A 24060-nucleotide genomic window follows, 5' to 3' on the forward strand; every position below is an offset into this window, starting at 1 on the left:
AAATTTAGGAGCAGGGAATGCCAACGCTAATTATTTGGGTAATGGGAGCAGCGTTATTATTGATAAATATTATGCTGCGTACGAGAATTTTAAGATTGGAAGCGCGCTTAAAAGAATTGAGCCGCCCTGAAGATTATTTAGCTTTTTTACGACAGCAAGCCGTACAAAAAGAAAAAGTCCCTGCCATTAAAGCCTTACGCAAGCAATATCCTGAGTTGTCGCTCATTGAAGCCAATAAATTGTGGCAACAAATCCAATAGCTCGCCAACCTATTCGTTTCTGTTCGCTTAACTCAACAGCTGTAAACAAGTATATAAATTTCTATAGATGATAATAAAACGCCATGACATTTAACGACAAACTCCACGCCTACCTACAACTGACGCGCTTTGATAAACCGGTGGGCATAGAGCTGTTACTATGGCCCACATTGTGGGGCATCATGCTAGCAGCAATGGGACAAGCGCAGCAGCAAGGGGCGACGGCAGGTTTGCCCAGTTTTAAAGTATTCATCATTTTTGCGCTTGGCGCGATTTTTATGCGCGCGGCAGGCTGTGCGATCAATGACTTTGCCGATCGCAAGGTCGATGGTCATGTTAGCCGCACCAAAGGACGGCCGCTTGCAGATGGGCGCTTGTCTGCTAAAGAGGCTGTTGCTGCATTTTTAGTATTGGTGTTATTAAGCGCCAGTCTGCTGTTCTTTTTGCCGATAGCAGTATTTTACTGGTCGCTTGGCGCCGTTATATTGGCGTTTATTTATCCATTTATGAAGCGTTTTACCCATTTGCCGCAAGTGTTTTTAGCGGCGGCGTTTGGTTGGGCGATACCGATGGCCTATGTTGCCATACAAGGCGCGCCTGATATTTGGTGTTGGTTACTGTTTATCGCTTATATGTGCTGGACGGTGGCTTATGATACCCAGTACGCGATGGCAGATCGTGAAGATGATCTAAAAATTGGCGTCAAATCAACGGCGATATTGTTTGGCCGCTATGATGTGATTATTATCTCGCTGCTGCAAATGTTATTTTTATTAGTCATGGGCGCGGTCATGTGGCATTATTTTGCACCAACCAGCTTGGGCATCATTCCTGTCTTTGGTCTAGCATTGGTGGCGATGATGTTTGCCAAGCAAAATAGCGCGTGTGCCAGTCGTCAGGCACTGGCCTGTTTCCAAGCATTTTTAGCCAATATATGGGTAGGGCGTTACATCTTTGCGCTCGTTGCAACTGCTTGTCTATGGACAACGTTTAATGGATAAATTCAATAAACTTGCAAAATTAAAATTGAAGAAAGGTTCCAACATTGATGTTAATGCGCCTGTCATCGACTATCAAGCAAAGCTGGCTGAGCATGGGCTAACGCGCGCACAAGTCATCGAAACTGAGCGTAAACTGGCGAAATTCGCCAATACCATGGATTCGCTCGTACGTGTTCCTTTTACGAAGCAAGGTATGGGGGCTGATGCGGCGCTGTCGACCATTCCGCTGGCGGGAGACTTGGCAGGATTGGCCTTAACCAGTTATGCTTTTATATTGGGTCGGCAGTTGGGTGTGCCGGCGCATAAAATGACCCCAGCGGTTAGACTGGCGCTGATGGACATGGTCGTTGGTATCGTACCGGGTATTGGTACGGTGCTCGATATTTTTATTCGTCCCAGCCGCAAGACACTGAGCATCGTGCACGAGCATTTACGCGATGAATATGGCATCACCGAAACCATGCATATGGATCGGCCGTTTTTGCATCAATCATTAGAAAATAGACAGCAGCACAGCCGCTTTACCTTCTTTTGGCGCAGCCCTATCGTTGCTTGGTTATATCTGCACATTCCTGATTTGCTTGGCTTAGTTGTTCTTGTGGTTATCGGTTGGGGTTTGTGGGCGGTGATGAGCTGGCTGGTCAGTGTACTTGGCAAGACCACTGGCTTTGGCTAAAGTGAAAAAACAACAAAAAGGCAGCAATTATTATTATTTGCCGCCTTTTTTTGCTTAAATTATCAACTATAAAAGATTTCAAGCAAAATTTTTATTTAAAAAACTACTCGGTGATAACTTCGGCATCTACGCTAATGGCGTCAAAGCTCGTCATTTTATTATTTTGAATAAGGTCGATGCTGCTACCACCGCCATGACTGACCAGCTGCATACTGCCATCGCTTGAGTGGTAAGTGGGATTGTTGCCTTGTCCCTCTGGGGCACTTAAAGTGATTTTTGGTTTGCCCGGCAAGGTAACGATAGCGTTAAGCACGCCTTTTTCTGAGGTTTCAAAGATGACAAATAGTGTCTCACCGCTGGCGCTACGATAATTAACATCGGTGATTTGCGCGCCTTTGATGGCTTGTTCTGGATTGGGCGCTATCGCAGCATTGTTTGCTGAGTTGTCTGCTGCGTCAAGCTTATTTTTAGGTTCAGTTAAGCTTGTATCTTGTTCTAAATTGTCTGTAGATGCCGTAGTATTTAGATTTTCTTCAGCATTAGGTGTATTGATATTAGAAGTCACTGGCGTCGTCTGAATCGTTGTTTTAGCAGGAGTTTCATTAGTAGTATCATCAGTAGTTTCATCGGCTGCTTCAGGCTCTGGCGTTTTTTGACAGGCATTCAGCAATGATACACTTAATAAAGCGATAGAAATTGCTTTAAGGTAAGGTTTTGCCAGTGTGAAAAAAGGGGTTTTCATAAGAGATAGCTATCCATTTTATAATTGATATGTAAGCATTTTTCTTTAAGTCAGCTGCTACAGGATGATAAACACATGCTTTTACGTTGACAGCACTGGTATAAGATAGCATCTGTATAAATATTGATAAACGTTGGCGTAACGTTAAATGGTTGCCTTTTGCGCTTTATGCAACCGCGCCCGATTGGGTGACAGCCGCGCTAACATAACAGCGGATAAAGGGGCAAAACAGCCAAGCATCATATCTGCTAAGACTTCAGCGCATATCGGTGCTAGGGCATAACCTTTTGCCCCCATGGCAGAGAGCGTCCAAATGCGGCGACTTTGCGCAAGTCGTCCGACCAACGGATGATAGTCAATGGTTTGCGTGCGCACACCCGCGCGCGCCTGCCATGCGCTGGTATCATCTGGCAAGACACTGCTTAATTCAGGTATATCTTCAAGCAATTTGTCATAATTTTGCTGATTTTCTTCTTCACGAATATCAATGCTGGCGTCAGCATCGACAAAGCTCGCCCCCAGTAAAAACTGCGGCTGACCTTCGTTAATATAATTTATCTCAGCATCACCGTGTTGCCCGATAAAGGGCGCGCAATAGCCACTATATTTGAGCGGTAATTTAGGTAATCGAGCGATTTGCTCAGTAGTGGGCGTAAACCAAGATAATTGCCCACGAATGGTACGGCATTTAACGATACGGTTGTCTAATTGATGGCTCTCATAGGCCGCGCAAATCACCACATTATCAGCGCAGATAGTGGCGGGGGTTTGACTATTATTATCACTAGCACCACCACTTTTTTTATCGCCCGTCACTGTAACTTTATCTGCCTTTTCTTGGATATTAGTGACGCTAAGCTGCTGATAAGTGATATTTGGGTGTTTAAGGATGAGCGTTTTTAGTGCTTGTGGATTGATCAAACCCGATTTTGGTAAATATAAATTGTCCGTTAAGTCTTGAATGTTTAAACCGCTTAATTGCCGCGCTTCTTCAGCAGTAATTGTGGTTGCCATCTCATCAGGGTAATCGGCAATCTGTGCCGTGCCGATATTAGTTTTGATTAGCAAGTCTAACGTGCCCGTTTGCTCAAGTATTAGCGGCATTTGTTGCAGCGCTGCTTGCTGATTAAAATAACGATATAGCTTGCCGCTATATAGGTAGCCGATAGAGTGCAGGTGCTCATAGACGTGATGAATGGGCGTCATGTTTGGTGCGAGGAGGGCACGCGGATTGCCAGAGGCGCCAGCAAGCGGCGCGACTTTATCCACTATCGTCACTGTCATACCGCGATTGGCCAGTGTCCAAGCGGTAAGTAGTCCCGCAACACCCGCGCCAATCACCACTGTGTGGCTAGGAATGTGGTCATGAGGGTGTGGCGAAACGCAGATATTGTTATCGTCATTTTGTGCTAAAGAATCAGGCAAGGAATCAGCGCTACCAGCCATAACCGCTGTTAGCATTTCACGTTTGCGCCCAAAGCCTTTCACCTTTTTAATGCTAAAACCATGGGCTTGTAAACCACGTTTGACGATACCGGCACAGCTATAAGTAGCCGCAGTCGTACCAGCACGAGATAAGCGCTGCATCTGGGCAAATATCGACTCTGCCCACAAGGACTCATTACAAGAGGGCGCAAAACCATCTAAAAACCAAGCATCAATATAAGGGCGCTTAATAGCGCTCCCATTATTTAAGTTATCAAAAGTAGCTAGACTTGCCAAACTAGCGCCCGCATCGCCCAACCAAATATCAAGGGTGATATTATCGGCAATAAAATTTAGGCGATGACAGCCTGCAATCAGCGGTGGATAGTTTGCTAAAAGCTCGTCAATTAATTCGGCAAGATCGGGCGCACGCTGTGCCCATAAACTAAGTATCTGCGTTAAATCAGCAAGTGGAATGGGGTATTTTTCGGTGGTGATGAAATGTAAGCGAGCATTTGCTAAATGCGGCTGCTGCTCACGAAGCTCACGCCAAAGTTGCCATGTCGCTAAAAAATTCAAACCCGTACCAAAGCCCAATTCAGCAATCGTAAAGCATTGCTTGTCGGCAAGGTTTGCTAGCCGCTCTGGCAGATTGTTATGAGCTAAAAACACATGGCGGGATTCTGCCAAGCCATCAGCGTGCGAAAAATACACATCGCCAAACTCTCCTGATACGGGCGCTTGATTGCCCGCATCATCGGTTTGCCATGCAATCTTAGCAGGGGTAATCACGTCTGGCGCTGCAGGTTTTTTAGAAGATTTGGTGTGTTTGTGGGACGTAGGCGAGGCGGTAGATGACACTTTAGGTATAGCAGAATTTGGCATAACAGGTCACATTTATAAAAATTTTTCTACCAGCGCTCACGGCGGACAAAAACCAGCCATGAAATAAATATCCCAACCAACAAGCTTGCTAAAACCGTAAAGGCACCATATAAAAACAACTGGCCTTTGCTTTCATACACCAAAACGTTCACTTGCGTTTGTAAGTCGTTGACTTGACGCTGCAGTTGGGCATTACGGCTGAGCAGTTCTTGATTGGCCTCAGACAATGCTTTAGTTGATGGTTGTAGCTGCGCTGCTAGAGTGTCGCTAATGTTAGTCACAGGCTTATTAGCATTTGTAGCCGAAGCTGGTACTGTAGCAGCTGCGGTGTTTGCTGCGGTATTTAGCGGTGCTACTTGAACAGCAGTGTTAGGCGTTCCTGCTGCAGGATCGGCGTTGGTCACAGTTGGCGCTGCTTGCACCGATAGACTAGCAAACATCATCAAGCTAGCAACACTAACGTTAGCGGCGCGGCCAAAAGCGCGCGCCATGTCATGATGAGTAACATGATGCGCGGCATGAGGAGTAACATGATTAAAAACTTGACGATTTGAAGAGGATAACCGCTCAATCACGATGCTGTTACCTTATCTGCTGGCTTATCTGCAGCGCTGTCACTGTCATTCGGGGTAGGCAATGACTGCACAAACGGCTTGATGTCCACGTGACTATAGACGCCATCACGCAAATAAGGATCAGTGCTAGCCCACGCTTGCGCGGCGTCGAGGGAGTCGAAGTCAGCAATAATCAGGCTGCCTGACATCTCGCTTTTACCGTGTACGATAGGCGTTGGACCAGCGATAACCAGACGCTGCTCGCTTTGTAATACTTGCAGGCGGGCAACGTGTTCGGCGCGCGTCATTTGGCGTTGGGCGCTGCTACCGGCAACATCGTGACCGATAATGGCAAATAAGGACATGAGACTTCCTCAAGTAAATAGTAAGAATAAAGCGCTATAAACCATAATAAAACATGATGATATGTCTCATCATATTGTTAAATCATATATTATAATTAGACTAGATTTTAGGATTAAATCAGCTTTTATTTAGTCGTTTTATCGGTTAACGCTGGGTTAAGATGATTTTTTAACAGCGCAAATTGAGCGACCACGAATACCAGCATAATCGGAATCCAGCCGTAAGTTTTAAAGTTAATCCAAGCCTCATCAGACATAGTAAATGCCGTGATATAATGCAGGACGCCCATAAAGGCAAAAAACAATGCCCAAGCGACGGTCAGTTTTTTCCAGCCACTTAAGGTCAGTGAAAACACTTCTTTCATCGCCAATTGCATGAGGGGCTTATTAATTGCCGCGCTTACCAATAGCGTTAAAGCAAAGATACCGTTGATAATGGGCGATTTCCAGCGTAAGTAGATGTCGTCACGTAATAGCAGCGTACCACCACAAAAAACGATGGTTAACAATAAAACGACCCACTGCTGCTTATCAAATTTGCCTTTTTGACGCACAAAGTGGATGGCATAAATAATGATAGTGGCCACGAGCAATGCACCTGCCGCCGCTAAAATGCCACTGTAACGCGCGGCAATAAAAAAAGCGATTAACGGAATGAAGTCTAATAAGGCTTTCATAGCAAATAGAATGTCCAACAAAAACGTAAGGGGTAGTTTACACGTCTACCGCTGCAAAAAAAAGCAATCAACCCGATAATCATCCGATATGCCCTCGATAGCACATATCTTCGCCATATTTAGCTTATTTTACTGATAATATACCTAATATCGACAGCATATTTAAATGCACCACCTATTAAACATCTCAAGGCCAGCTTTATGAAAATTGATTTACATTGCCACAGCACTTGCTCTGATGGTACTTATGCGCCAACCGAGGTCATACAGCGCGCCCATAACGCTGGCATTAATGTACTGGCGCTAACTGATCATGACACCTTGATGGGTATCGAAGAAGCGCGCGTGGCGGCTCAGGCTTGCAATATACAATTAATCAATGGGGTTGAAATCAGCTGCGAGCATACGCTTAGCGGTGGCTACGGCAAAAATAAATCCACCAAAAAAATCATTCATGTGCTTGGATTAGATTTTACTGACTTTGATCAAATGCATGCTACCTTGCAACAATTGCAAGACAGCCGTGCCACGCGCGGTCAACGTATCACTGAAAAACTCAGCGAGCTATTAGATATTGATTATGCTGAGCTTTGGCAAGCAGTCTGTGATAAGGCAGGCGGCAATCCGCAAGCGGTAGGGCGGGCACACATTGGCCAAGTGTTGTTTGAGCGCGGCGAGGTAAAAACCGTACAAAAAGCCTTTGATAAATATCTGGCGGATAATAAGCCGGCCTATGTGGCGATTGAAGCGTTAACGATGCAGCATGGTATCGAGCTGATTCATGCTTGCGGCGGCAAGGCAGTACTCGCGCACCCGACGCGCTACCAGTTATCCGCCACCCGCGTGCGTAAACTGATTGAAGAGTTTGCCCAGCTTGGCGGTGATGCTTGTGAGTTACCATCAAATAGCGAACCGATTAGTACCCGCAGAATGGTCGATCGCAGCATTGCTGAACATCAGCTTGCCGCCTCCATCGGCAGTGACTTTCATGGCAGTAATATGCCGTGGCGACGCTTGGGCGATGTGCCGCACCTCAACCCTGAGCAGCAAGGCGTTTGGCAGTCGTTTGCGGCATTGGCTTAGACCAAAATGGGCTACCCTTAAGCTGCATAGATAAGCTATAGTCGATCCACTATAAAATAAACACAGTGCTACTGAGATGAATTTTATGTAGCCTCTGGAGTGACGAAGTCACACAGCAAGCAAAGAAAATTTATACCAGTAGCACGCCATAAAAGCTGAACTCTTTTTATCTAGAATTTACTATAAACTTGTTTGGCCGTGTTTAAGACATAAGCTAAATCTATCTTCAAAAAGTCCATCAAAACCATAAGCTAAAATAAAATTTTGGCTATTGACGGATAAATCCATTAAACAGATTGATAATTAAAGGAAAAATTGCCACACTAAATACGTCAGTTTAGGTCTAATATAAGTCATGCTTTTTATTTTTAAGTTCGGTTTGGCTCAGTAACTTTCACTATCTGCGGTAGCCCATTATGGCTGTATCGATATCTCATCTAGGCTACAGAAAACTCTCGCGAGTGATTTTCGAGTGGCAAGCTGCTGATAGGGCATCGCTGCTCGCGTTATTTGTGTTAATAGAAGTCACGTCACACTGGCTGTGGTTTTTGTTTGTTTGGTGCTACCGAGATAGGTTTGGCTCCTACGTAGACATGGATCTGCTCTATCCTTTGTGGATTGGAGTGACGCTGATGGTGCTGTTCTTTTTTTGGCTGGTCAGCCGGGCATCGCCCATTAGAACAGACACAGGCTCCCTATATAAGTGGCAAGCAATAATGGTTACGCTTTATAGCCTTTATATTGCCGTGGTGATTTTAGTCATGGGTCATAGCAGTCTGGTCGCTGGGGTTTCGCTCGTTGGCGGCGCGATGCTAGGCATGATGCTCATACGGCGGCGCTATGTTTGGAAAGCCTTTTTGGGGCATATCGCCTTAATTTTTTTGGTTACCTTGGTTCCCTATTTTGGCTTTACGCTACCCAATTTGCGCCAAATGACGATAACTTCTTTCCCACTAGACACTTATAGCTACCTTACCTTTAGCGAAACGACAGCGATTGAAAATGCCATCTCGGCCTCTATTTTTCAAAATGGGACGCTTAGCTGGGACACCTTTAATCAACTGCGTTTCTCCTCAGCGTTTTTTTGGCGCACCACCCATATTTATATGGCGCTACCAAAGGCGATTTTTATCATCTATATGTTTCGCACACTGTTATTGATATTGGATAACAGTAAAGCTGAAATCATGCAGTATGCCAATCACGACGAATTGACCCAGCTAAAAAGCCGGCGCTACGGGCTGACGCAAATGCAGCAAGCGTTGCTTGCGATGGGAGATAAGCAGGATTTTAGCGTGATTTTATTGGACCTAGATTGGTTTAAAAACATCAATGACAATTATGGCCATGACGTTGGTGACCAAGTATTATCCGAGGTTGCTCAAACGTTAATGAACGCATTATCAGAAGACGCCATTGTCAGTCGTTATGGCGGCGAAGAGTTTTTAATTGTGCTGCCAGACACCGCTCACGAGTGCGCGATGAGCATTGCTCGGCAGCTACGCAAAGATATTGCGCAACAAGCCATCAAAAGTAATAACCGTGCGGATTTTTATATTACTGCCAGCTTAGGGGTTTATACCCTCACGTGTGAAGAGCGCACTCGCATTCAAAGCGAGTACAAGGCCGTGGCGCTAGAAGAAGAGGCACAGCCGCTAGCTGAAACTCAGCAAACTCATACTAATACGCAAAAATATAGCGCAAAAAAAAGTAGTACGCATAAAATAGCCACGCCAAACGCAGATTCAGAAACAGCGCGCGCGCAAAATAGAGTCTCGCATAGAAGAAAACGCGCTGCTACAGAAGTCTCAAAGGCTCAGTTGCCAAGTGATATTTGTCAGCGCTTAATCTGTATTGCCGATAAAGCCTTATATGAGGCAAAAGACCGCGGCCGTAATAAAGTGGTCAGCGCCAATGATATGCTGGCCGCAGAAAAGGATAAAATAGCCGTTCTTTATGCGACCAGTTAAAGGCTAAATAGCAGGTGACGATGTGCTTAAATTTTGTACCAAGCTTTCTAGCACGCTGGTTGCAAAGCTACCGGTCGTTAAAGTAAAGCTAAGCACCAATGTCATCTTATTATCTGTGTCCTGCCATTCCCAAGCTAAGGCTTCAATCGGTAAACGCAGGGCGCGTCGTTGCGCTTTTACCTCGCGCTTCTCAAGGCCTGTTGCCAACTGGCGTAACAGTGGGTTTTTTTGCACAATATCGTTTTCGATAGCGGCTGCTGCTGCGCTGACTTTATCATTATCCACACCCCATAACACCGCCGTTGGATGAATATCACCGCTGGCAACTCGCGCCTTTAAAGTCGCGTCTATTTCCTCACTGGCAAATATCGAACCTGAGCCGTCCAAATTAAACACTTCTCCTGCAAGTCCGGTATTCCAGCTGCCATCTTGTACCCGCGCTGCCAATATCTCGTTAAATATTAAGCTACGCGCAGCGGATAATTCCATGCTGTTTTGCTCGCGCGGTGCCTGTTTGCGTTTGCTCTTTTTGAATTGCGAACGTTTTTCTGGTACAGGACGGGCAAACAACGCCAAAGCCTCTCTGACATTATTACCATTACGACCAAAACGTTGCGGACCAAAATAATTGGGCACGCCAGTTGTGCTGATATTGGCTAAATGCTGCTCGACATGTTGTTTTGCCGCTAATAATTGCTCAGGCATTAGCGCTGCCGTATCAAAACCAGCAAACTGAATCTCTCGCAAGGTAATGATAAATCGATTGGCGCGGTGCGTGCCGCGGTTGAGCTTTTTATTGTGCCAATGCTGCGCAAGGATGCTGACCGATTCATTCTCTCCAATGTTTATCGGCGCAAATTCAGACTCTGGCCATTGTTTTTTTGGTAGGCGCAGGCTAAACCATTGCGTCGTCAGCGCTTGACGATCTTTTAGCCCCGAATAACCGACATCGCGCAGTGGAATTTCTGCCCATTCTGATAATAATTTAGCCAGGTAGGCAGTGTTCATGCCCAGCTTTTCAATGTGTAGCCATAAATGCTCACCCTCGCCAGTAAAATCGAGCGGCAATATCTCATTAACCACAAAATCTGTCGCATGAGCTTTATACGTTACTTGCTTTAAAGGCGGCTGCGCCGGCTGCGGCAGTTTGGACGTATCAGCCGCTAAGGCAATATCAGCAGAGGTGAATGGCAAAAAGTCGCTATTGTGGTCAGTCATACTACTAGGGTCAGTCATAAAGAAGTCGTCTATAAAAGGTGAGTCTTATTATAAAGGTAGGCGCTATCAAAAGTTACGATTCGCAACGTGCGAGACATACAAAAAAACATCGCAAGTGTGGTGAGCTTGCTACTATCAATAAGTGCTTATTTGTACTTTAACTTTGTATTTTAACCCTGTACTTGGGATTAATAAGTGTTTAATTACTTTAACGTTTTTAATAGGTTAAAACCAAAATCATGACAGTATTTATGTCACATCGTTTCTATTCTATTTTTCATATTTTTTATATTTTCACAAAGATGATAAAAATACTGCGTGGATACTCATAAAAACCATATCTTAACATTCATAACCATTGATAAGGTAGCAATCGCCACCGTTAAGGACAACTATGACCAGCTCAACTATAAAAACCTTCACGATTGATAAAGCCGATATCCCTGATGGCGGCATGAAATCATTCAAGCAAGACGATGACAGTATCATTTTAATCACGCGTGATGAGGATGAGTTTCGCGCCTTCGATGGTAAATGTCCCCATGCTGGGGCAGATTTGGGCGATGGTGTGCGCTGCGGCAATCGCGTGGTTTGTCCTTGGCATCACGGAACGTTTGACAGCACGGACGGCTCCTTATTAGAGCCGGTTGCCGCTGATGGCTTAACCCAGTATCCGCTTACTGACAATGGCGACAGCTTGAGTGTCAATACCAGTGAAACTATAGATCAAAGTACTAGCAATGGCAAAACCAACAATGACAAACTTGGCGACACGCATACCATGATTGTAGGTGGCGGCGCGGCTGGGTTTATGACCGCGCACCGCCTTCGTAAGCTTGGCTACAGCGGCAAAATCACCATCATTAGCGCAGATGACAAAGCCCCTTATGACAGAACGTTATTGTCCAAAGCCTTTATGTCAGGTGAGGCGGATGAAGAAAAACTCATGCTCGGCGGCAGTGACTGGGCGGAAGATCACAATATAAACTTGCAATTAAAAACCACTGTCAGCGAGGTACGGCCCAATGAAAACGCCCTGATCGTCAAAAAAGATACGGGCGATAGTGACAGTGATAGTGAGACCATCCGCCCTGACTTTTTAGTCGTGGCAACGGGTGCCGAGCCGGTTATCCCACCGATTGAGGGTGCTCAGCAAAGTGGTGTCTATACCCTTCGCAGTTTAGACGATGCCAAAGCGATCAAAGCGGCAAGCGTGGGTAAGCGTGTGGTCATCGTTGGCACCGGATTTATCGGCATGGAGGTCGCCTCAGCGCTTGCAAAAGCAGGCCGTGTTGCCAGCGTTACCGTGATAGGTCGAGAGTCTCGTGTCATGAGTCATATCATCTCAGCGTCCGTCAGCGATGCGCTCATTAACCGTCACCAAGACCGAGGTGTTAGCTTTGTCTTTAATGCTTCAGTCGACAAAATCAATGGCAATGATAAAGGGGTGAGTGGCGTGACCCTTGCGAGTGGCGAGCGCGTAGACGCCGATATGGTCATCCTCGGTACGGGCGTGTCTCCGCGAACGGACGTACTCAGCGACGTCAACGACCCTGATGGCGTCCAAGTTGATAAACATCTACAGCTGCGCGACGGCGTTTATGCACTCGGCGACATTGCTAAAGCGCCTAATCAAATGGGGCGGATGCGGATCGAGCATTGGCGCGTGGCGCTACAGCACGGCCTTGTGACCGCGGCAGCGATAGTGGGAGCAGACGATGTCCATGACAATACTGAGCGCGTGCCGTTTTTTTGGACGATGCAATGTGACAAAAGTATGCGCTATAGCGGTCATGCAGCCACGACCGATCATAGTATCTTACAAGGCGATCTACAGCAGTTTAATTATATCGAGTTTTATTTTGATGATGAAGGCGAGGACACACGAGCCAGTGCCGCGAGTGGAGTTGGCCACGATAAAGAAATGGCTGCCTTTGGCGAGCTACTGCGCCGAGGTCACGCGCCAACGCGCGCGCAAATCAATGCAGGGTTTAGTGTTATCGAGCAAGCCCATGCGTTATCGCGCTAGTAGTCAAAACTGATACGTATTATTATGAAGGCTGGCTTGGTTATCCGAGCCAGCCTTTTATACGATAGATTTTTATAAAATATGAACGGAAAAGGAAAATCAATGTATGAATAAAGATGCCATAAATAAAGACGCTATAAATAAAAATCAGACGAATAGAGAAGCCGTATTTTTACGCCAAGCCGAAGCAGAAGATATTGACGCGCTAGAGCAATTATTAAATCGCTGCTACCGGCAAGCAGAAGGCTGGACCAATGAGGCGGATTTAATCGGTGGTATTCGCACCACCAAAGACGAGCTATTAGCCCTTATTGCTGACCCCAAACACTACGTTTTTATTTATCCAAAAACCACGTCAGGTACTCGCGATGGCAAAGAAACAGGCGAGTTGTTAGGCTGTATCGCGGTCGATATAAAAGACGATGCTGATAAAAATGAGAACGCTGGCAAGAAAAAAGCCTATATCGGTATGTTTGCCGTACTGCCTGAGCTACAAGGGCATGGTGTTGGCCATCAAATATTGCAGGCAGCAGAGACCTTTGCGCAGCGGCATTTGCAATCAAATAAGGAAACGTCTGATAACTATCCTGCGCGTCTGACCATGTCCATTTTAAGCCATCGTCCTGAGCTATTAGCTTATTACCAGCGCCGCGGTTATCGGTTAAATGGCAATAGCATGCCGTTTCCTGTTGATGGCAACAATGGCGAACCCAAACGTCAAGATTTAGAGTTATTAGAATTAGAAAAAATTGTAAGTTAATTATAAGCCAAGCAGTTTTATTAAACCTAAAATTATTAATCCTAAAGCCATTAACCCCAAAAGCTGCCAAAGGTCATCAATAACCCGGCGCTCAGTAGTAAAAATGCCATGATAATTAAACGCTTAAACCAGTTAAAAGCGGGCAAGCGCGTGGCATTATCATTAGACATCAAATAAGCAAACAAACCAATTAGGCTTGCAACCAAGGTCATGATGCCAAGACCAATCGGTAATATAGAAACATACATTTGCCACACAAGCATCTCGCAACGGTGATTATTAAGCGCATCATAGCAGTATCGTGATTATACTGTCTGAATAATTAGCCGCCTCTTAAGTTTTAAAAACGCTATAAACATAACAGGAGGACAGCGTGAGACATTTTAAGCTACTGGTACTCATTGCCGTATTGTTACCGTTTTTAATCACGTATTCTAAAGCGCCTTCTGAAAGTACGGTTGAGGAGTTGATTGCAGCGCAATATGAGCAAGGCATTAAAATTATGGAGGATGCCAAGGCGAATGCGGGCAACGATAAAATGGCACAAGATATAAGCAGCTTGATGGAGCGCATGATGCCAAGGCTTGAGCGTGTCGAGAATATCCACTGTGACCGCGTCAAGGGTAATCAGACTTACAGGTGCAGCGCTGATATCACCCAGACAATCGCGGGTAATCGTCGCACCAATAAGACTGGCTTTAACGTTTATCAAGTCAAAGGAGAGTGGGTGCTGGGTAATTAAAGACTTTGCTAGGCTTTAATAAAAAAGCTACCGCGTTAAAGGTAGCCTTTTTACTAATTTAGCCCAGTCTTTTCATCAAACTAGCGCATCGTGACAAACTCTTCTGCTCCCGTTGGGTGGATAGCAACGGTATTATCAAAATCTGCCTTCGTCGCGCCCATTTTAATCGCGACCGCAAAGCCTTGAATCATCTCATCAACGCCATAGCCAATGCCATGTAAGCCAATGATTTTTTCTTCCTCACCCAAGCACACCAGTTTCATCACGCATTTTTGACGATGCTGAGTCACTGCGCTATACATAGAGGTAAAGGTCGATTTATAGCATTTGATGTTTTCTTTGCCATGCTGCTCAACGGCATCGATTTCAGACAAGCCAATCGTGCCAATAGCGGGGTGGGTAAAAATAACCGTCGGGATTAAATCATAGACCAAATGCTCATCGGTCTTGTCGTTAAACAAGCGCTCCGATAAACGGCGACCCGCCGCGATAGCCACTGGCGTCAAATCAATGCCGCCTTCAATAATATCGCCAACGGCATAAATACCCTCAATATTGGTATTTTGGAATTTATCGACCTTGATTTTGCCAAACTCGGTCGTTTCTACGCCGGTCACTTCTAGGTTAATATTATCCGTGGAAGGCGCGCGACCAATTGCCCAAATCAAGCAATCGACCGTATCGAGAGTGCCATCTTTGGTAAATAATTCTAAGCAGTCGTCTTCGTTTTTATTGACTTCGGTGAGCGTGGTGTTGGTATGCACATGAATACCATCTTGCTCCATTTCTATCAGTAAGGTTTCAACGATAGTATGGTCAAATGAGCGCAGCGGCGAATGCTGACGTACATATAAGTGCACCTCAGCGCCTAGGCTGTTGAGCACGCCTGCGATTTCAACGGCGATATATCCTGCCCCGACGATAGCCACGCGTTTTGGCAGGTGCGTCAATTTAAAAAAGCCATCAGAATCGATACCGTGCTCAGCGCCTTTGATATCGGGGAAAATCGGGTGTCCGCCCGTCGCAATCAAAATATGGTCAGCGGTAATCAGCTCGCCGTTGACCTCTACGGTATTGGTATCGACAAATTTAGCAAAGCCCTTTATCACTTCAACGCCGTTTTTTGCCAAATTATTGTCATAAGAGCGGTGGATGTTTTCGATATATTGCTGACGGCTTTGAATGAGCTTTTGAAAATCAAAGCCTTTTAATTCAACGTCAAAACCGTAATCTGGCGCATATTTTTCGATGGCTTCAGCAACCTGCGCGCCATACCACATCACCTTTTTGGGTACGCAGCCCCAGTTTACGCAGGTGCCGCCCAGTTGATCGGCTTCGATAATCGCGCATTTTTTGCCGTAGCTGGCTGCTCGGTTAATTGATGCAATGCCGCCGCTACCGCCGCCAATGGAAATATAATCATAATGTTTGGTCATTGTTATGTCTCTTAATTTGGTTATTATTAGGAATGCTGTGAAACTGGTATCTATAGTGAGAAGGGTAAATATTAGCCTTTTTAACCCTACAAAAAGTATGCTTGATGATACCATGAAGCGTGACTCATTTTAATAAGGAAAACTCATGCATATCGTTATCTTAACCCTGACTTTCGCGCTACCTGGCTGTAGCTCACTCAAAGAAAAACGTCAACGCATGGGCGGCTTGCACGCGCGCTTTGGCAATACGCCAAGTGTCGCGGTCTGTGAGAGCGGTGAGCGTGATCGCCATGACGCCAGCGAATGGACCTTTGTGATCGTTGGGCTGTCTAAACGTGTGGTCGAGTCGCAGTGCAGTCAAATCGAGGAGAAGATAGAGCGGACGGTAGATGCGCGGGTGATGAATGTTGAGAGGGAGTTTGTTTAGCCATAAGCATGATAAAAAAAGCTCTCCACTCTGTCAAAATACAGCTTTCTCTACCATCATTTATACTTTGATCTACTTATAACTTCATAGCCATTGATATGAAGTCAGATAAACTTACGCCTAAAATTGTCATGCCCGCATCATGCGGACTTTCCAATTTATAACGACTTTTTGCTGAGCCATTTAATGCATAATCGAATCCATTAATTGTAACGACACACCAGTGACTCTCCCTACACTCTATAATTACTTCATCTTCATAAAAAGGCCAGTCTTTATCATATTCTGATTTGAGGACTTTCCTTGATTTATATGTAGAATTTACTTTTCGCTGAATCTCATCAAGTATTGTCCTCTTATGCAAATTTTTTGGTGTTTCTTTATATTTTGTGGTTTGATACCTATAATCTTTGCGCCCAAAATCTTGTTCATACAACTTTCCGAAATCAAAAAAATTGGCAACAGAAAGGGCTTTAGCTTCTTGCCCTAAGCAGTTAAAAATAAACTGTCTTGAAAGCGCAGAAACAAACCTTTCGAAAATAGTGACTATGTAGGTTGATATTTTTTGATAAACCTCATGGTTAAAATTTAAGTCAGCTAACTTCTCATAATCTTCCGAATCTAAAATTTTTGCTTCAAATGCTTTCCAACTTTCTTCAGTATCTGTGTTCTCTTTCGAGCTACCTGTTATTAAGTCAAAATTATAATATCTTGCAAATCTGCCAAAATCAGAAAGGATAGAAAGTAGCTCTTTTAAATCTAAATTTGTTTGGAGGAATTTATTATCTAACTCAAACTGAGGTCTTGTGTAATCAAAGTAATAGTTGTTTACTATTTCGTCTAGTAACTTTTCTAAATCATGTCCTAACTTATTTCTAAGATATGTCCCCTCGGGGAACTTTCCATATTTTTGATAATGTCCTAAACATATATAAGCTTTCATCATTCTCTCAAACCCTTGCGATAAGAGTTGAAAGGGTAGAAAGTAGAATTTTTCATCTTCCGTAAAACTCATGTTTTGAAGCTCACCGAAACCTAACTCAATCAGTTTTTCTGATGTGTTTAGCTCTCTCAAAAGTGCAAAATATTTAGTATTCTCAATTTTTATCATAATAAATTTACCCAACAAAAAAGGCCACCCTCTAAAGAGTAGCCTTTCATCAACAATTAAATTTCTATCAGCAGACTTCTTTCATTTTTTTGCTTAAGCATCGGCTTTAAGAACTCACCAGTATAAGAGCCTTTCACTTCTGCTACTTCTTCAGGCGTGCCTTCGGCGATAATCATGCCACCACCTTTGCCACCTTCAGGGCCAAGGTCAATCACCCAATCCGCGGTTTTAATGACGTCAAGATTGTGTTCAATAACCACAATAGTATTGCCTTTATCGCGCAGGGTATGCAGGATATTGAGCAGTTTATCGATATCATGGAAATGCAGACCAGTAGTTGGCTCATCCAAGATATACAGCGTTTGCCCCGTATCACGTTTGGCAAGCTCACGTGCCAGTTTGACGCGCTGCGCTTCACCGCCTGATAGCGTTGGCGCTGATTGACCCAAACGGATATAGCTCAGACCAACATCCATTAACGCTTGCAGGCGACGATGAATGGCTGGAATGGCTGAGAAGAATTCAGTCGCATCCTCAACCGTCATATCGAGCACATCGGCGATGTTTTTACCTTTATAATGAATCTCTAACGTCTCGCGGTTATAGCGTTTACCATGGCAGGTATCACACGGCACATACATATCCGGTAAGAAATGCATCTCAACTTTGATAAGACCGTCACCTTGACACATCTCGCAGCGTCCACCTTTGACGTTAAAGCTAAAGCGACCAGCTTTATAACCACGAGCGCGCGCTTCTTGCGTTTGGGCAAACATCTCACGTACTGGGGTAAAGACGCCGGTATACGTCGCAGGATTTGAGCGCGGCGTACGGCCAATCGGGCTTTGGTCGATATCAACCATTTTATCCAAATGCTCAAGACCGCTAATGCTGTCATATTTATCGGCGATAAGCGTTGAGGCATTGTTTAACTGGGTGGCGGCAACAGGCATTAAGGTGCGGTTAATCAAGGTTGATTTACCAGAACCAGATACACCCGTGATACAGGTCATAATGCCAATCGGTAAGCTCAAATCCACATCTTTTAAGTTATTACCCGTTGCGCCTTTAAGCTCGATGGTCATCGGGACTTTTTTGGCTTTACCTTTACCTTTTGCTTCCACCTCGATGGTTTTGGCTTTATGGCGAATGGTTGGAATCTCGATTTTTTTCTCACCTGACATGTATTGTCCAGTCAGCGAGTCTTTAGTCGCCATAATCTCATCGACCGTACCTTGGGCGATGATATGACCGCCGTGAACGCCCGCGCCGACACCGATATCAATCACGTGGTCGGCTTGGCGAATAGCATCTTCATCGTGCTCAACGACCAGTACGGTATTGCCCAAATCACGTAAGCGCGTGAGGGTTTTTAGCAAGCGGTCATTATCGCGTTGATGTAGACCAATTGACGGCTCATCGAGGACATACATGACGCCCATCAGCCCCGCACCAATTTGGCTGGCAAGACGAATACGCTGCGCTTCACCGCCCGATAGCGTTTCAGCAGAGCGGGCAAGGGTCAGATAATCAAGCCCAACACTGACCAAGAAGTTAAGACGCTCGTTAATCTCTTTAAAGATTTTTTCCGCCACTTCGCCTTTATGTCCGCCAATCTTGAGCGTTTTATAATAATCAGCGGCGTCCCCGATAGACAGCTTGACGATTTGGGCGATGGTTTGATCATCAACGCGGACATTGCGTGAAATCTCATTAAGACGCGCGCCATCGCAGACATTACAAGTGGTATCAGCGAGATATTTTGCCAATTCATCACGCACAAGGTTGCTTTGTGTTTTGGCATAGCGGCGTTCTAAATACGGTAGCACGCCTTCGAACGGCACGGTTTTATTGGTTTTACGGCCGCGCTCATCGGTAAAGTTAAAGGTGAGCTTTTCTCTGCCAGAGCCATGCATGATGATGTCTTGCTGCGCTTTTGGCAGGTCTTGCCACGGCGTATCCATATCAATTTTAAAGTGGTTGCACACGGTCGATAGCAAACCAAAGTAATAGGCATGACGCTTATCCCAACCATTAATCGCGCCTTGATTGAGCGATTTTTCATGATGGGTAATTAGCTTATCGCTTGAGAAATACTGACGTTTACCGAGACCGTCACAACTTGGGCAAGCTCCATAAGGATTGTTAAAACTAAACATCCGCGGCTCAAGCTCAGAGACGGCGCGATCACAAATAGGGCAAGAATGCTTCGCTGACATCACCTGATTAGCGTCGCCGCCTTCTTTTGGATTGCCATCCATAAAGTGCAGCGTGACCAGACCTTGGCCTAAGCGTAGGGCGGTTTCTAAACTTTCAGCAACGCGGTTGCCCAAATCATCACGGACTTTAAAGCGGTCAACGACGACCTCGATGGTATGCTTTTTCTTTTTATCGAGCGTTGGTAGCTCATCGGTATCGTAAACATCACCGTCAACGCGCACGCGGACAAAACCTTGCCCAATTAATTGCTCAAGTAGCACTGTATGCTCGCCTTTACGCTCACGAATCACCGGCGCCAGTATCATAAGCTTGGTATCTTCTGGCAACGCCATGACTTGATCAACCATCTCGGTCACCGACTGCGCAACCATTGGCTCGCCATGCTCTGGGCAATAGGGCGTTCCGATACGTGCATAAAGTAGACGTAAATAATCGTAAATTTCGGTAATCGTCCCAACGGTTGAGCGCGGGTTATGGTTGGTTGATTTTTGCTCGATCGCAATCGCCGGTGACAAGCCTTCGATACTATCGACTTCTGGCTTTTCCATTTGTGAGAGGAATTGACGCGCGTAGGCCGACAAGCTCTCCACATAACGGCGCTGCCCTTCGGCATAAAGCGTATCAAACGCCAGTGACGATTTACCAGAACCTGATAAACCGGTAATCACCACAAATTTATCGCGTGGGATGTCTAAGTCGATGTTTTTTAGATTGTGCGTACGTGCGCCGCGTATTGCAATATGGTCATTTGCCATCGGTGATAGGTTTCCTATTTGCTAAAATGGTATATAAAATCTGAGCGTTAAATGTGGTTGATGAAAGGGCTGCTAAAGCATGTTTGGTTGTTAAATTGCTATGGCTTTATAAAAATAGCTGTTCTTACAAAACATTTTTTCATGAGACTGTTTTTTACTAGAGGCTTTTTAATAAAGCAGAGGTTTTTCATAAAGCGATAGTTTTTCATAAAGTGCAGTGATACTGATTTATAGAAGCCAAACGTTCAAAATTAGCGTGAGTTTTACCCTTGAAATTTACTAAGACAATCTAAATTAAATGTTTGTTAACTAACATGAGAGCTTTGTTATAAATTTAACTAAGCCTCGTTTTCTTAGCGTGTTTTTTAGAAACTTTTTTAAATATGATGGTTTTAAGCCTAGTTACTTTAAATACTGTTACTTACAACTTATCGTTTTGACCCTATGTATTTTCTAAAAGCTATATCATCAAAAATAATGTAAAAACGGACGTTTAAGTGCCTTAGCGACGTCTTACTTTATTGTCACGATAGGGGCATTATTCAAGGTGTGATGAGCCATTAGATGCACTTGGTAACAAAATTATCGTCTCCATAAAAGGCACGGGTAGCTGCTAATAGGACGGCTGCGGCAGTAAGAGAAAAGTTTCGGCAAGCAAACGGCGAATGGCTTATACTAGTGGGCCTAATTTGTAGGCTAAAGCCTTGATAACGGCGTGATAATACAAGCAAGCCGCAGTGTTAAACCAGCAATGATGAACCAGTGAGGCAAGTATGAATAGCGTAGAAAAACGGGCAATCCTCGGGGTCGGTGGTATCTTCGCCTTGCGGATGATTGGCCTGTTTATGATTGTGCCAGTGTTTTCTGTCTATGGTGATAATTATGCGCATGCGACGCCGTTTCTGATTGGCTTGGCTGTCGGTATTTATGGGTTAGGACAAGCGATTTTTCAAATCCCGATGAGCCTTGCCGCGGATAAATTCCCGCGTAAACCGATTATCTTTTTGGGACTTATCCTATTTGCTATCGGCGGGGTAATTGCCGCTAATGCCTCCGATATTTACGAAGTTATTATCGGGCGCGCGCTGGCAGGCAGTGGCGCGGTCTCGGCGGTATTGATGGCATTACTTGCTGATGTGACGCGTGAAGAGATGCGTACCAAAGCCATGGCAACCATGGGTTTGACCATTGCCACCTCTATTATGCTAGCCTTTGCTTTTGGGCCTTTATTGGTCGGCTCGCTAGGGATTTCTGGGCTGTTTTGGTTAACCGTGGGCTTTGCCTTTTTGGCGATTTTATTGTTATTGTTTGTGCCAACGCCGCTACGCGTGCTTAAGCATAATTTGGATAATAAATCGATTGGGCAGCAATTGGCAGATGTGTTAAAAATCGGTGATTTAAACCGTTTGCATATCGGTATTTTTGCCCTGCATTTAACCATGACCGCGATATTTGTCATCTTGCCGCATCAGCTCAGTGACGTGCTTGGTTTATCGGTACGTCAGCAGGGTTTGGTATATTTGCCGCTGTTATTTATTGGTTTTGCCGTGGCGATTCCCTTTATTATTATTGCCGAAAAAAAACGCAAAATGCGCCAAGTATTCTTGGCAGCGATTGCATTGATGACCGCGGCTTTAGCGCTATTGGCGCTTGGTAGTCAGGTCGGTGTGGGTATCATCCTAGGTTTGCTGCTGTACTTTATGGGCTTTAACTTGCTTGAGGCTACCATTCCTTCGTGGATATCAAAACGTGCGCCTGTTGCCAATAAAGCGACAGCAATGGGACTCAATTCATCAAGCCAGTTTTTTGGCGCCTTTGTCGGTGGGGCGATGGGCGGATTATTATTAACCCAACCAAATTTGCTGGCGTGGGGCGTATTGGCTGTTATCATGGGCGCGGCATTGCTGCTGATTATTCCAATTGCGCAGCCGCCGTATTTATCAAGTACCACCGTGACGATACCTAAAGATATCAATATCCAAGATTGGTCACAGCAAATGCTGGCGGTAGAGGGCGTCGATGAGCTGGTGGTGATGGCAAAAGAGCAGGTTGCCTATTTAAAATTAGACAAAACCCAGCTGACTGATGCTGCACGACAAGAACTGTCGCATTTAGCGCAAAGCCCTTTAGATATCTAGGTTATACAGTAATTCAAACCTGAGTATTATCAGCGACGAAACTACGCGACATTCAACGTCGTATGTACAATTTTTATGGTAGATATTTAAACAAAAATTGGTTAAAGTAAATTCACATTACTGATATTATTAATCAGTTTCTATTAATAGTGATTAAAATATCCATTAAACGTTTTATAAGTAAAAGGACGATATTATGCGCGGAGTTAATAAAGTTATCATTATCGGTAACCTTGGAGCAGACCCTGAGGCACGTCAATTCAGTAACGGTGGTAGCGTGACCAATATCTCGGTTGCGACATCAGAGCAGTGGACAGATAAGCAAAGCGGCGAAAAAAGAGAAGCGACCGAATGGCATCGCATCTCTCTGTTTAATCGTTTGGGCGAAATTGCGGCGCAATATCTGCGTAAAGGCAGTAAGGTCTATATCGAAGGCAGCTTACGCACGCGTAAATACCAAGATCCCAATGGTCAAGACCGTTATATTACCGAGATTCGCGCTGAGCAAATGCAAATGCTCGATGGCGCAACAGGTGGTAGTAATGACGGCGGTTTTGGTGGCCAAAACTCAAATCAGTATCCAGGTCAAAGCCAAGGTCAAGGCGGCTATGGTAATCAAGGCGGCGGCTTTGGCGGTCAAAACCAAAATCAAGGTGGCCAAAACAACTTTGGTCAACAAGGCAGCAATCAACAAGGTGGCTATCCTCAAGGCAGCAACCAAAACAGCTTTAACAATCAAAATGCGCCAGCGCAGCAAAACCAATTTAATAAACCCGCTCAATCAAAACCGACGGCAATGCCTGACGGTCCGGTAGATGATGATATTCCGTTCTAAATCTTATAAGAATAAATGTTAGCATGATAAAAAGAGAGTCTGATTTGTAGGCTCTTTTTTTATGCCATTAGGTTTGTTTATTATCATGGCTGATAAAACGTTAGATTTTAGACAATGATATTTTATTGTAGGTTTAATATAATTCTCAGTATGTTCTAAAAAATAGTCAATTAATTGCTGGCGTTTTTTATTGAAAAGCAATCACTACTTGTGATGGTTTATATTTTTGTTTATATTACTGCTACTTACGATTTTTATTACTGATAAATTATTAATAAGAATCTAACTTAATAATACCCTTGCTATAAAGGTGGAGATTGTGATGAACAAAAATAACGTCATTGATTTAAATGATTTGAATGTCGATGAGCTACGCGCTATCACTGAAAACGCGCAGCAACTGATTGAGCAAAAACAGCACCAGCGTTTGTATGATGCTTACATGCAGTTTGAAAAAATTGCTGAAGAAAGTGATGCAAGTATCGAAGAGATTCTGCAAGCGGGCGAGAAGCTTGAGAAAAAACGTAGCATTAAATATCGCAATACGGATAATAACGAAGAAACATGGACAGGCCGCGGACGTAAACCAACTTGGTTGGTGGATGCACTAGCGGCAGGTCGTAAACTTGAAGATTTTGCGATTTAGTCATCAACGTTCTTTGTTATAGTCAGTTCAAAATAAATTTGTTATGCCCAGGACAAACATCATAAAACAATTTGGATAAGTCGTTTTCCAACCAGCCTTGGCGTA

The 24060-nt window shown here is 44.7% G+C and carries 22 protein-coding genes; 12 read left to right on the forward strand and 10 right to left on the reverse strand.

What is annotated here, in order from left to right:
• Positions 1-17: 17 nt before the first annotated feature.
• From B4240_RS05505 to B4240_RS05515, 3 genes are all read left to right on the forward strand, one after another.
• Positions 18-260, forward strand: a complete 243-nt coding sequence (locus tag B4240_RS05505; RefSeq protein ID WP_296237266.1) for a hypothetical protein — start codon at positions 18-20, stop codon at positions 258-260.
• A gap of 83 nt (positions 261-343) precedes the next feature.
• On the forward strand, positions 344-1261 hold the full coding sequence (gene ubiA / locus B4240_RS05510) for a 4-hydroxybenzoate octaprenyltransferase (protein ID WP_296237268.1): 918 nt from the start codon (positions 344-346) through the stop codon (positions 1259-1261).
• On the forward strand, positions 1254-1937 hold the full coding sequence (locus tag B4240_RS05515) for a DUF4112 domain-containing protein (RefSeq protein WP_296237270.1): 684 nt from the start codon (positions 1254-1256) through the stop codon (positions 1935-1937). Before ubiA ends, B4240_RS05515 begins: the two co-directional genes overlap by 8 nt.
• Positions 1938-2040: 103 nt before the next feature.
• Here B4240_RS05515 and B4240_RS05520 read toward each other — a convergent pair whose 3' ends face one another.
• From B4240_RS05520 to ispZ, 5 genes are all read right to left on the reverse strand, one after another.
• Complete coding sequence (locus tag B4240_RS05520) at positions 2041-2679, reverse strand: hypothetical protein (protein WP_296237271.1); 639 nt, start codon at positions 2677-2679, stop codon at positions 2041-2043.
• A 144-nt stretch (positions 2680-2823) separates the two neighbouring features.
• Positions 2824-4989 carry a tRNA (5-methylaminomethyl-2-thiouridine)(34)-methyltransferase MnmD gene (mnmD, locus tag B4240_RS05525; RefSeq protein WP_296237274.1) on the reverse strand — a complete coding sequence of 722 codons (2166 nt, stop codon included), beginning with the start codon at positions 4987-4989 and terminating at the stop codon, positions 2824-2826.
• Between the two features lie 26 nt (positions 4990-5015).
• Entirely contained in the window at positions 5016-5564 is a 549-nt protein-coding gene (locus B4240_RS05530) for a hypothetical protein (protein ID WP_296237275.1), read from the reverse strand.
• Positions 5561-5908, reverse strand: a complete 348-nt coding sequence (locus B4240_RS05535; RefSeq protein WP_296237277.1) for a YciI family protein — start codon at positions 5906-5908, stop codon at positions 5561-5563. Before B4240_RS05535 ends, B4240_RS05530 begins: the two co-directional genes overlap by 4 nt.
• Positions 5909-6033: 125 nt before the next feature.
• Positions 6034-6585 (reverse strand): septation protein IspZ, encoded by a 552-nt coding sequence (gene ispZ, locus B4240_RS05540; protein WP_201563255.1) that lies wholly within the window; start codon positions 6583-6585, stop codon positions 6034-6036.
• 201 nt (positions 6586-6786) lie between these two features.
• Between ispZ and B4240_RS05545 the strand changes: the two genes are divergently transcribed.
• Together B4240_RS05545 and B4240_RS05550 are read left to right on the forward strand one after the other, a co-directional pair.
• Complete coding sequence (locus B4240_RS05545; protein ID WP_296237279.1) at positions 6787-7668, forward strand: PHP domain-containing protein; 882 nt, start codon at positions 6787-6789, stop codon at positions 7666-7668.
• A 416-nt stretch (positions 7669-8084) separates the two neighbouring features.
• A complete protein-coding gene (locus B4240_RS05550) occupies positions 8085-9638 on the forward strand; it encodes a GGDEF domain-containing protein (RefSeq protein ID WP_296237281.1) in 1554 nt (517 codons plus the stop codon).
• Between the two features lie 3 nt (positions 9639-9641).
• On the opposite strand, the gene truD is transcribed toward B4240_RS05550, so the two are convergent.
• The gene (gene truD / locus B4240_RS05555; RefSeq protein ID WP_296237283.1) at positions 9642-10874 is read right to left on the reverse strand and encodes a tRNA pseudouridine(13) synthase TruD; all 1233 of its coding nucleotides are present in this window, start codon (positions 10872-10874) and stop codon (positions 9642-9644) included.
• Between the two features lie 376 nt (positions 10875-11250).
• Between truD and B4240_RS05560 the strand changes: the two genes are divergently transcribed.
• Complete coding sequence (locus tag B4240_RS05560; RefSeq protein WP_296237286.1) at positions 11251-12885, forward strand: FAD-dependent oxidoreductase; 1635 nt, start codon at positions 11251-11253, stop codon at positions 12883-12885.
• 106 nt (positions 12886-12991) lie between these two features.
• Positions 12992-13645, forward strand: coding sequence for a GNAT family N-acetyltransferase (locus B4240_RS05565; RefSeq protein ID WP_296237288.1), 654 nt, complete (start codon positions 12992-12994; stop codon positions 13643-13645).
• 50 nt (positions 13646-13695) lie between these two features.
• Here the strand turns inward: B4240_RS05565 and B4240_RS05570 are convergent, their stop codons facing one another.
• Positions 13696-13908, reverse strand: a complete 213-nt coding sequence (locus B4240_RS05570; protein ID WP_296237290.1) for a hypothetical protein — start codon at positions 13906-13908, stop codon at positions 13696-13698.
• 110 nt (positions 13909-14018) lie between these two features.
• Between B4240_RS05570 and B4240_RS05575 the strand changes: the two genes are divergently transcribed.
• Entirely contained in the window at positions 14019-14387 is a 369-nt protein-coding gene (locus tag B4240_RS05575; protein ID WP_296237291.1) for a hypothetical protein, read from the forward strand.
• 80 nt (positions 14388-14467) lie between these two features.
• Here the strand turns inward: B4240_RS05575 and gorA are convergent, their stop codons facing one another.
• Entirely contained in the window at positions 14468-15823 is a 1356-nt protein-coding gene (gorA, locus tag B4240_RS05580) for a glutathione-disulfide reductase (RefSeq protein ID WP_296237293.1), read from the reverse strand.
• A gap of 145 nt (positions 15824-15968) precedes the next feature.
• Between gorA and B4240_RS05585 the strand changes: the two genes are divergently transcribed.
• On the forward strand, positions 15969-16250 hold the full coding sequence (locus B4240_RS05585; RefSeq protein WP_296237295.1) for a DUF503 domain-containing protein: 282 nt from the start codon (positions 15969-15971) through the stop codon (positions 16248-16250).
• A gap of 76 nt (positions 16251-16326) precedes the next feature.
• On the opposite strand, the gene B4240_RS05590 is transcribed toward B4240_RS05585, so the two are convergent.
• On the reverse strand, positions 16327-17361 hold the full coding sequence (locus B4240_RS05590; protein WP_296237296.1) for a DUF2511 domain-containing protein: 1035 nt from the start codon (positions 17359-17361) through the stop codon (positions 16327-16329).
• 56 nt (positions 17362-17417) lie between these two features.
• Positions 17418-20336, reverse strand: a complete 2919-nt coding sequence (gene uvrA / locus B4240_RS05595; protein WP_296237297.1) for an excinuclease ABC subunit UvrA — start codon at positions 20334-20336, stop codon at positions 17418-17420.
• A gap of 773 nt (positions 20337-21109) precedes the next feature.
• On the opposite strand from uvrA, the gene B4240_RS05600 reads away from it, so the two are divergent.
• From B4240_RS05600 to B4240_RS05610, 3 genes are all read left to right on the forward strand, one after another.
• Positions 21110-22474 carry an MFS transporter gene (locus tag B4240_RS05600; protein WP_296237298.1) on the forward strand — a complete coding sequence of 455 codons (1365 nt, stop codon included), beginning with the start codon at positions 21110-21112 and terminating at the stop codon, positions 22472-22474.
• 196 nt (positions 22475-22670) lie between these two features.
• Positions 22671-23309 carry a single-stranded DNA-binding protein gene (gene ssb, locus B4240_RS05605; protein ID WP_296237300.1) on the forward strand — a complete coding sequence of 213 codons (639 nt, stop codon included), beginning with the start codon at positions 22671-22673 and terminating at the stop codon, positions 23307-23309.
• A 322-nt stretch (positions 23310-23631) separates the two neighbouring features.
• Positions 23632-23955: an H-NS histone family protein gene (locus B4240_RS05610; protein ID WP_296237304.1), complete on the forward strand. Its 324-nt coding sequence runs from the start codon at positions 23632-23634 to the stop codon at positions 23953-23955.
• Positions 23956-24060: the final 105 nt, after the last annotated feature.

This window comes from Psychrobacter sp. UBA5136 (assembly GCF_002414005.1).
In the GTDB taxonomy this organism is placed as follows: Bacteria; Pseudomonadota; Gammaproteobacteria; order Pseudomonadales; family Moraxellaceae; genus Psychrobacter.

Excerpts from the sequence above, each read along its gene's own strand:
- B4240_RS05505 (WP_296237266.1), top strand. The coding sequence starts at position 18 with ATGCCAACGCTAATTATTTGGGTAATGGGAGCAGCGTTATTATTGATA.
- ubiA (WP_296237268.1), top strand. The coding sequence starts at position 344 with ATGACATTTAACGACAAACTCCACGCCTACCTACAACTGACGCGCTTT.
- B4240_RS05515 (WP_296237270.1), top strand. The coding sequence starts at position 1,254 with ATGGATAAATTCAATAAACTTGCAAAATTAAAATTGAAGAAAGGTTCC.
- B4240_RS05520 (WP_296237271.1), bottom strand. The coding sequence starts at position 2,679 with ATGAAAACCCCTTTTTTCACACTGGCAAAACCTTACCTTAAAGCAATT.
- mnmD (WP_296237274.1), bottom strand. The coding sequence starts at position 4,989 with ATGCCAAATTCTGCTATACCTAAAGTGTCATCTACCGCCTCGCCTACG.
- B4240_RS05535 (WP_296237277.1), bottom strand. The coding sequence starts at position 5,908 with ATGTCCTTATTTGCCATTATCGGTCACGATGTTGCCGGTAGCAGCGCC.
- ispZ (WP_201563255.1), bottom strand. The coding sequence starts at position 6,585 with ATGAAAGCCTTATTAGACTTCATTCCGTTAATCGCTTTTTTTATTGCC.
- B4240_RS05545 (WP_296237279.1), top strand. The coding sequence starts at position 6,787 with ATGAAAATTGATTTACATTGCCACAGCACTTGCTCTGATGGTACTTAT.
- B4240_RS05550 (WP_296237281.1), top strand. The coding sequence starts at position 8,085 with ATGGCTGTATCGATATCTCATCTAGGCTACAGAAAACTCTCGCGAGTG.
- truD (WP_296237283.1), bottom strand. The coding sequence starts at position 10,874 with ATGACTGACCCTAGTAGTATGACTGACCACAATAGCGACTTTTTGCCA.
- B4240_RS05560 (WP_296237286.1), top strand. The coding sequence starts at position 11,251 with ATGACCAGCTCAACTATAAAAACCTTCACGATTGATAAAGCCGATATC.
- B4240_RS05565 (WP_296237288.1), top strand. The coding sequence starts at position 12,992 with ATGAATAAAGATGCCATAAATAAAGACGCTATAAATAAAAATCAGACG.
- B4240_RS05570 (WP_296237290.1), bottom strand. The coding sequence starts at position 13,908 with ATGCTTGTGTGGCAAATGTATGTTTCTATATTACCGATTGGTCTTGGC.
- gorA (WP_296237293.1), bottom strand. The coding sequence starts at position 15,823 with ATGACCAAACATTATGATTATATTTCCATTGGCGGCGGTAGCGGCGGC.
- B4240_RS05585 (WP_296237295.1), top strand. The coding sequence starts at position 15,969 with ATGCATATCGTTATCTTAACCCTGACTTTCGCGCTACCTGGCTGTAGC.
- B4240_RS05590 (WP_296237296.1), bottom strand. The coding sequence starts at position 17,361 with ATGATAAAAATTGAGAATACTAAATATTTTGCACTTTTGAGAGAGCTA.
- uvrA (WP_296237297.1), bottom strand. The coding sequence starts at position 20,336 with ATGGCAAATGACCATATTGCAATACGCGGCGCACGTACGCACAATCTA.
- B4240_RS05600 (WP_296237298.1), top strand. The coding sequence starts at position 21,110 with ATGAATAGCGTAGAAAAACGGGCAATCCTCGGGGTCGGTGGTATCTTC.
- ssb (WP_296237300.1), top strand. The coding sequence starts at position 22,671 with ATGCGCGGAGTTAATAAAGTTATCATTATCGGTAACCTTGGAGCAGAC.
- B4240_RS05610 (WP_296237304.1), top strand. The coding sequence starts at position 23,632 with ATGAACAAAAATAACGTCATTGATTTAAATGATTTGAATGTCGATGAG.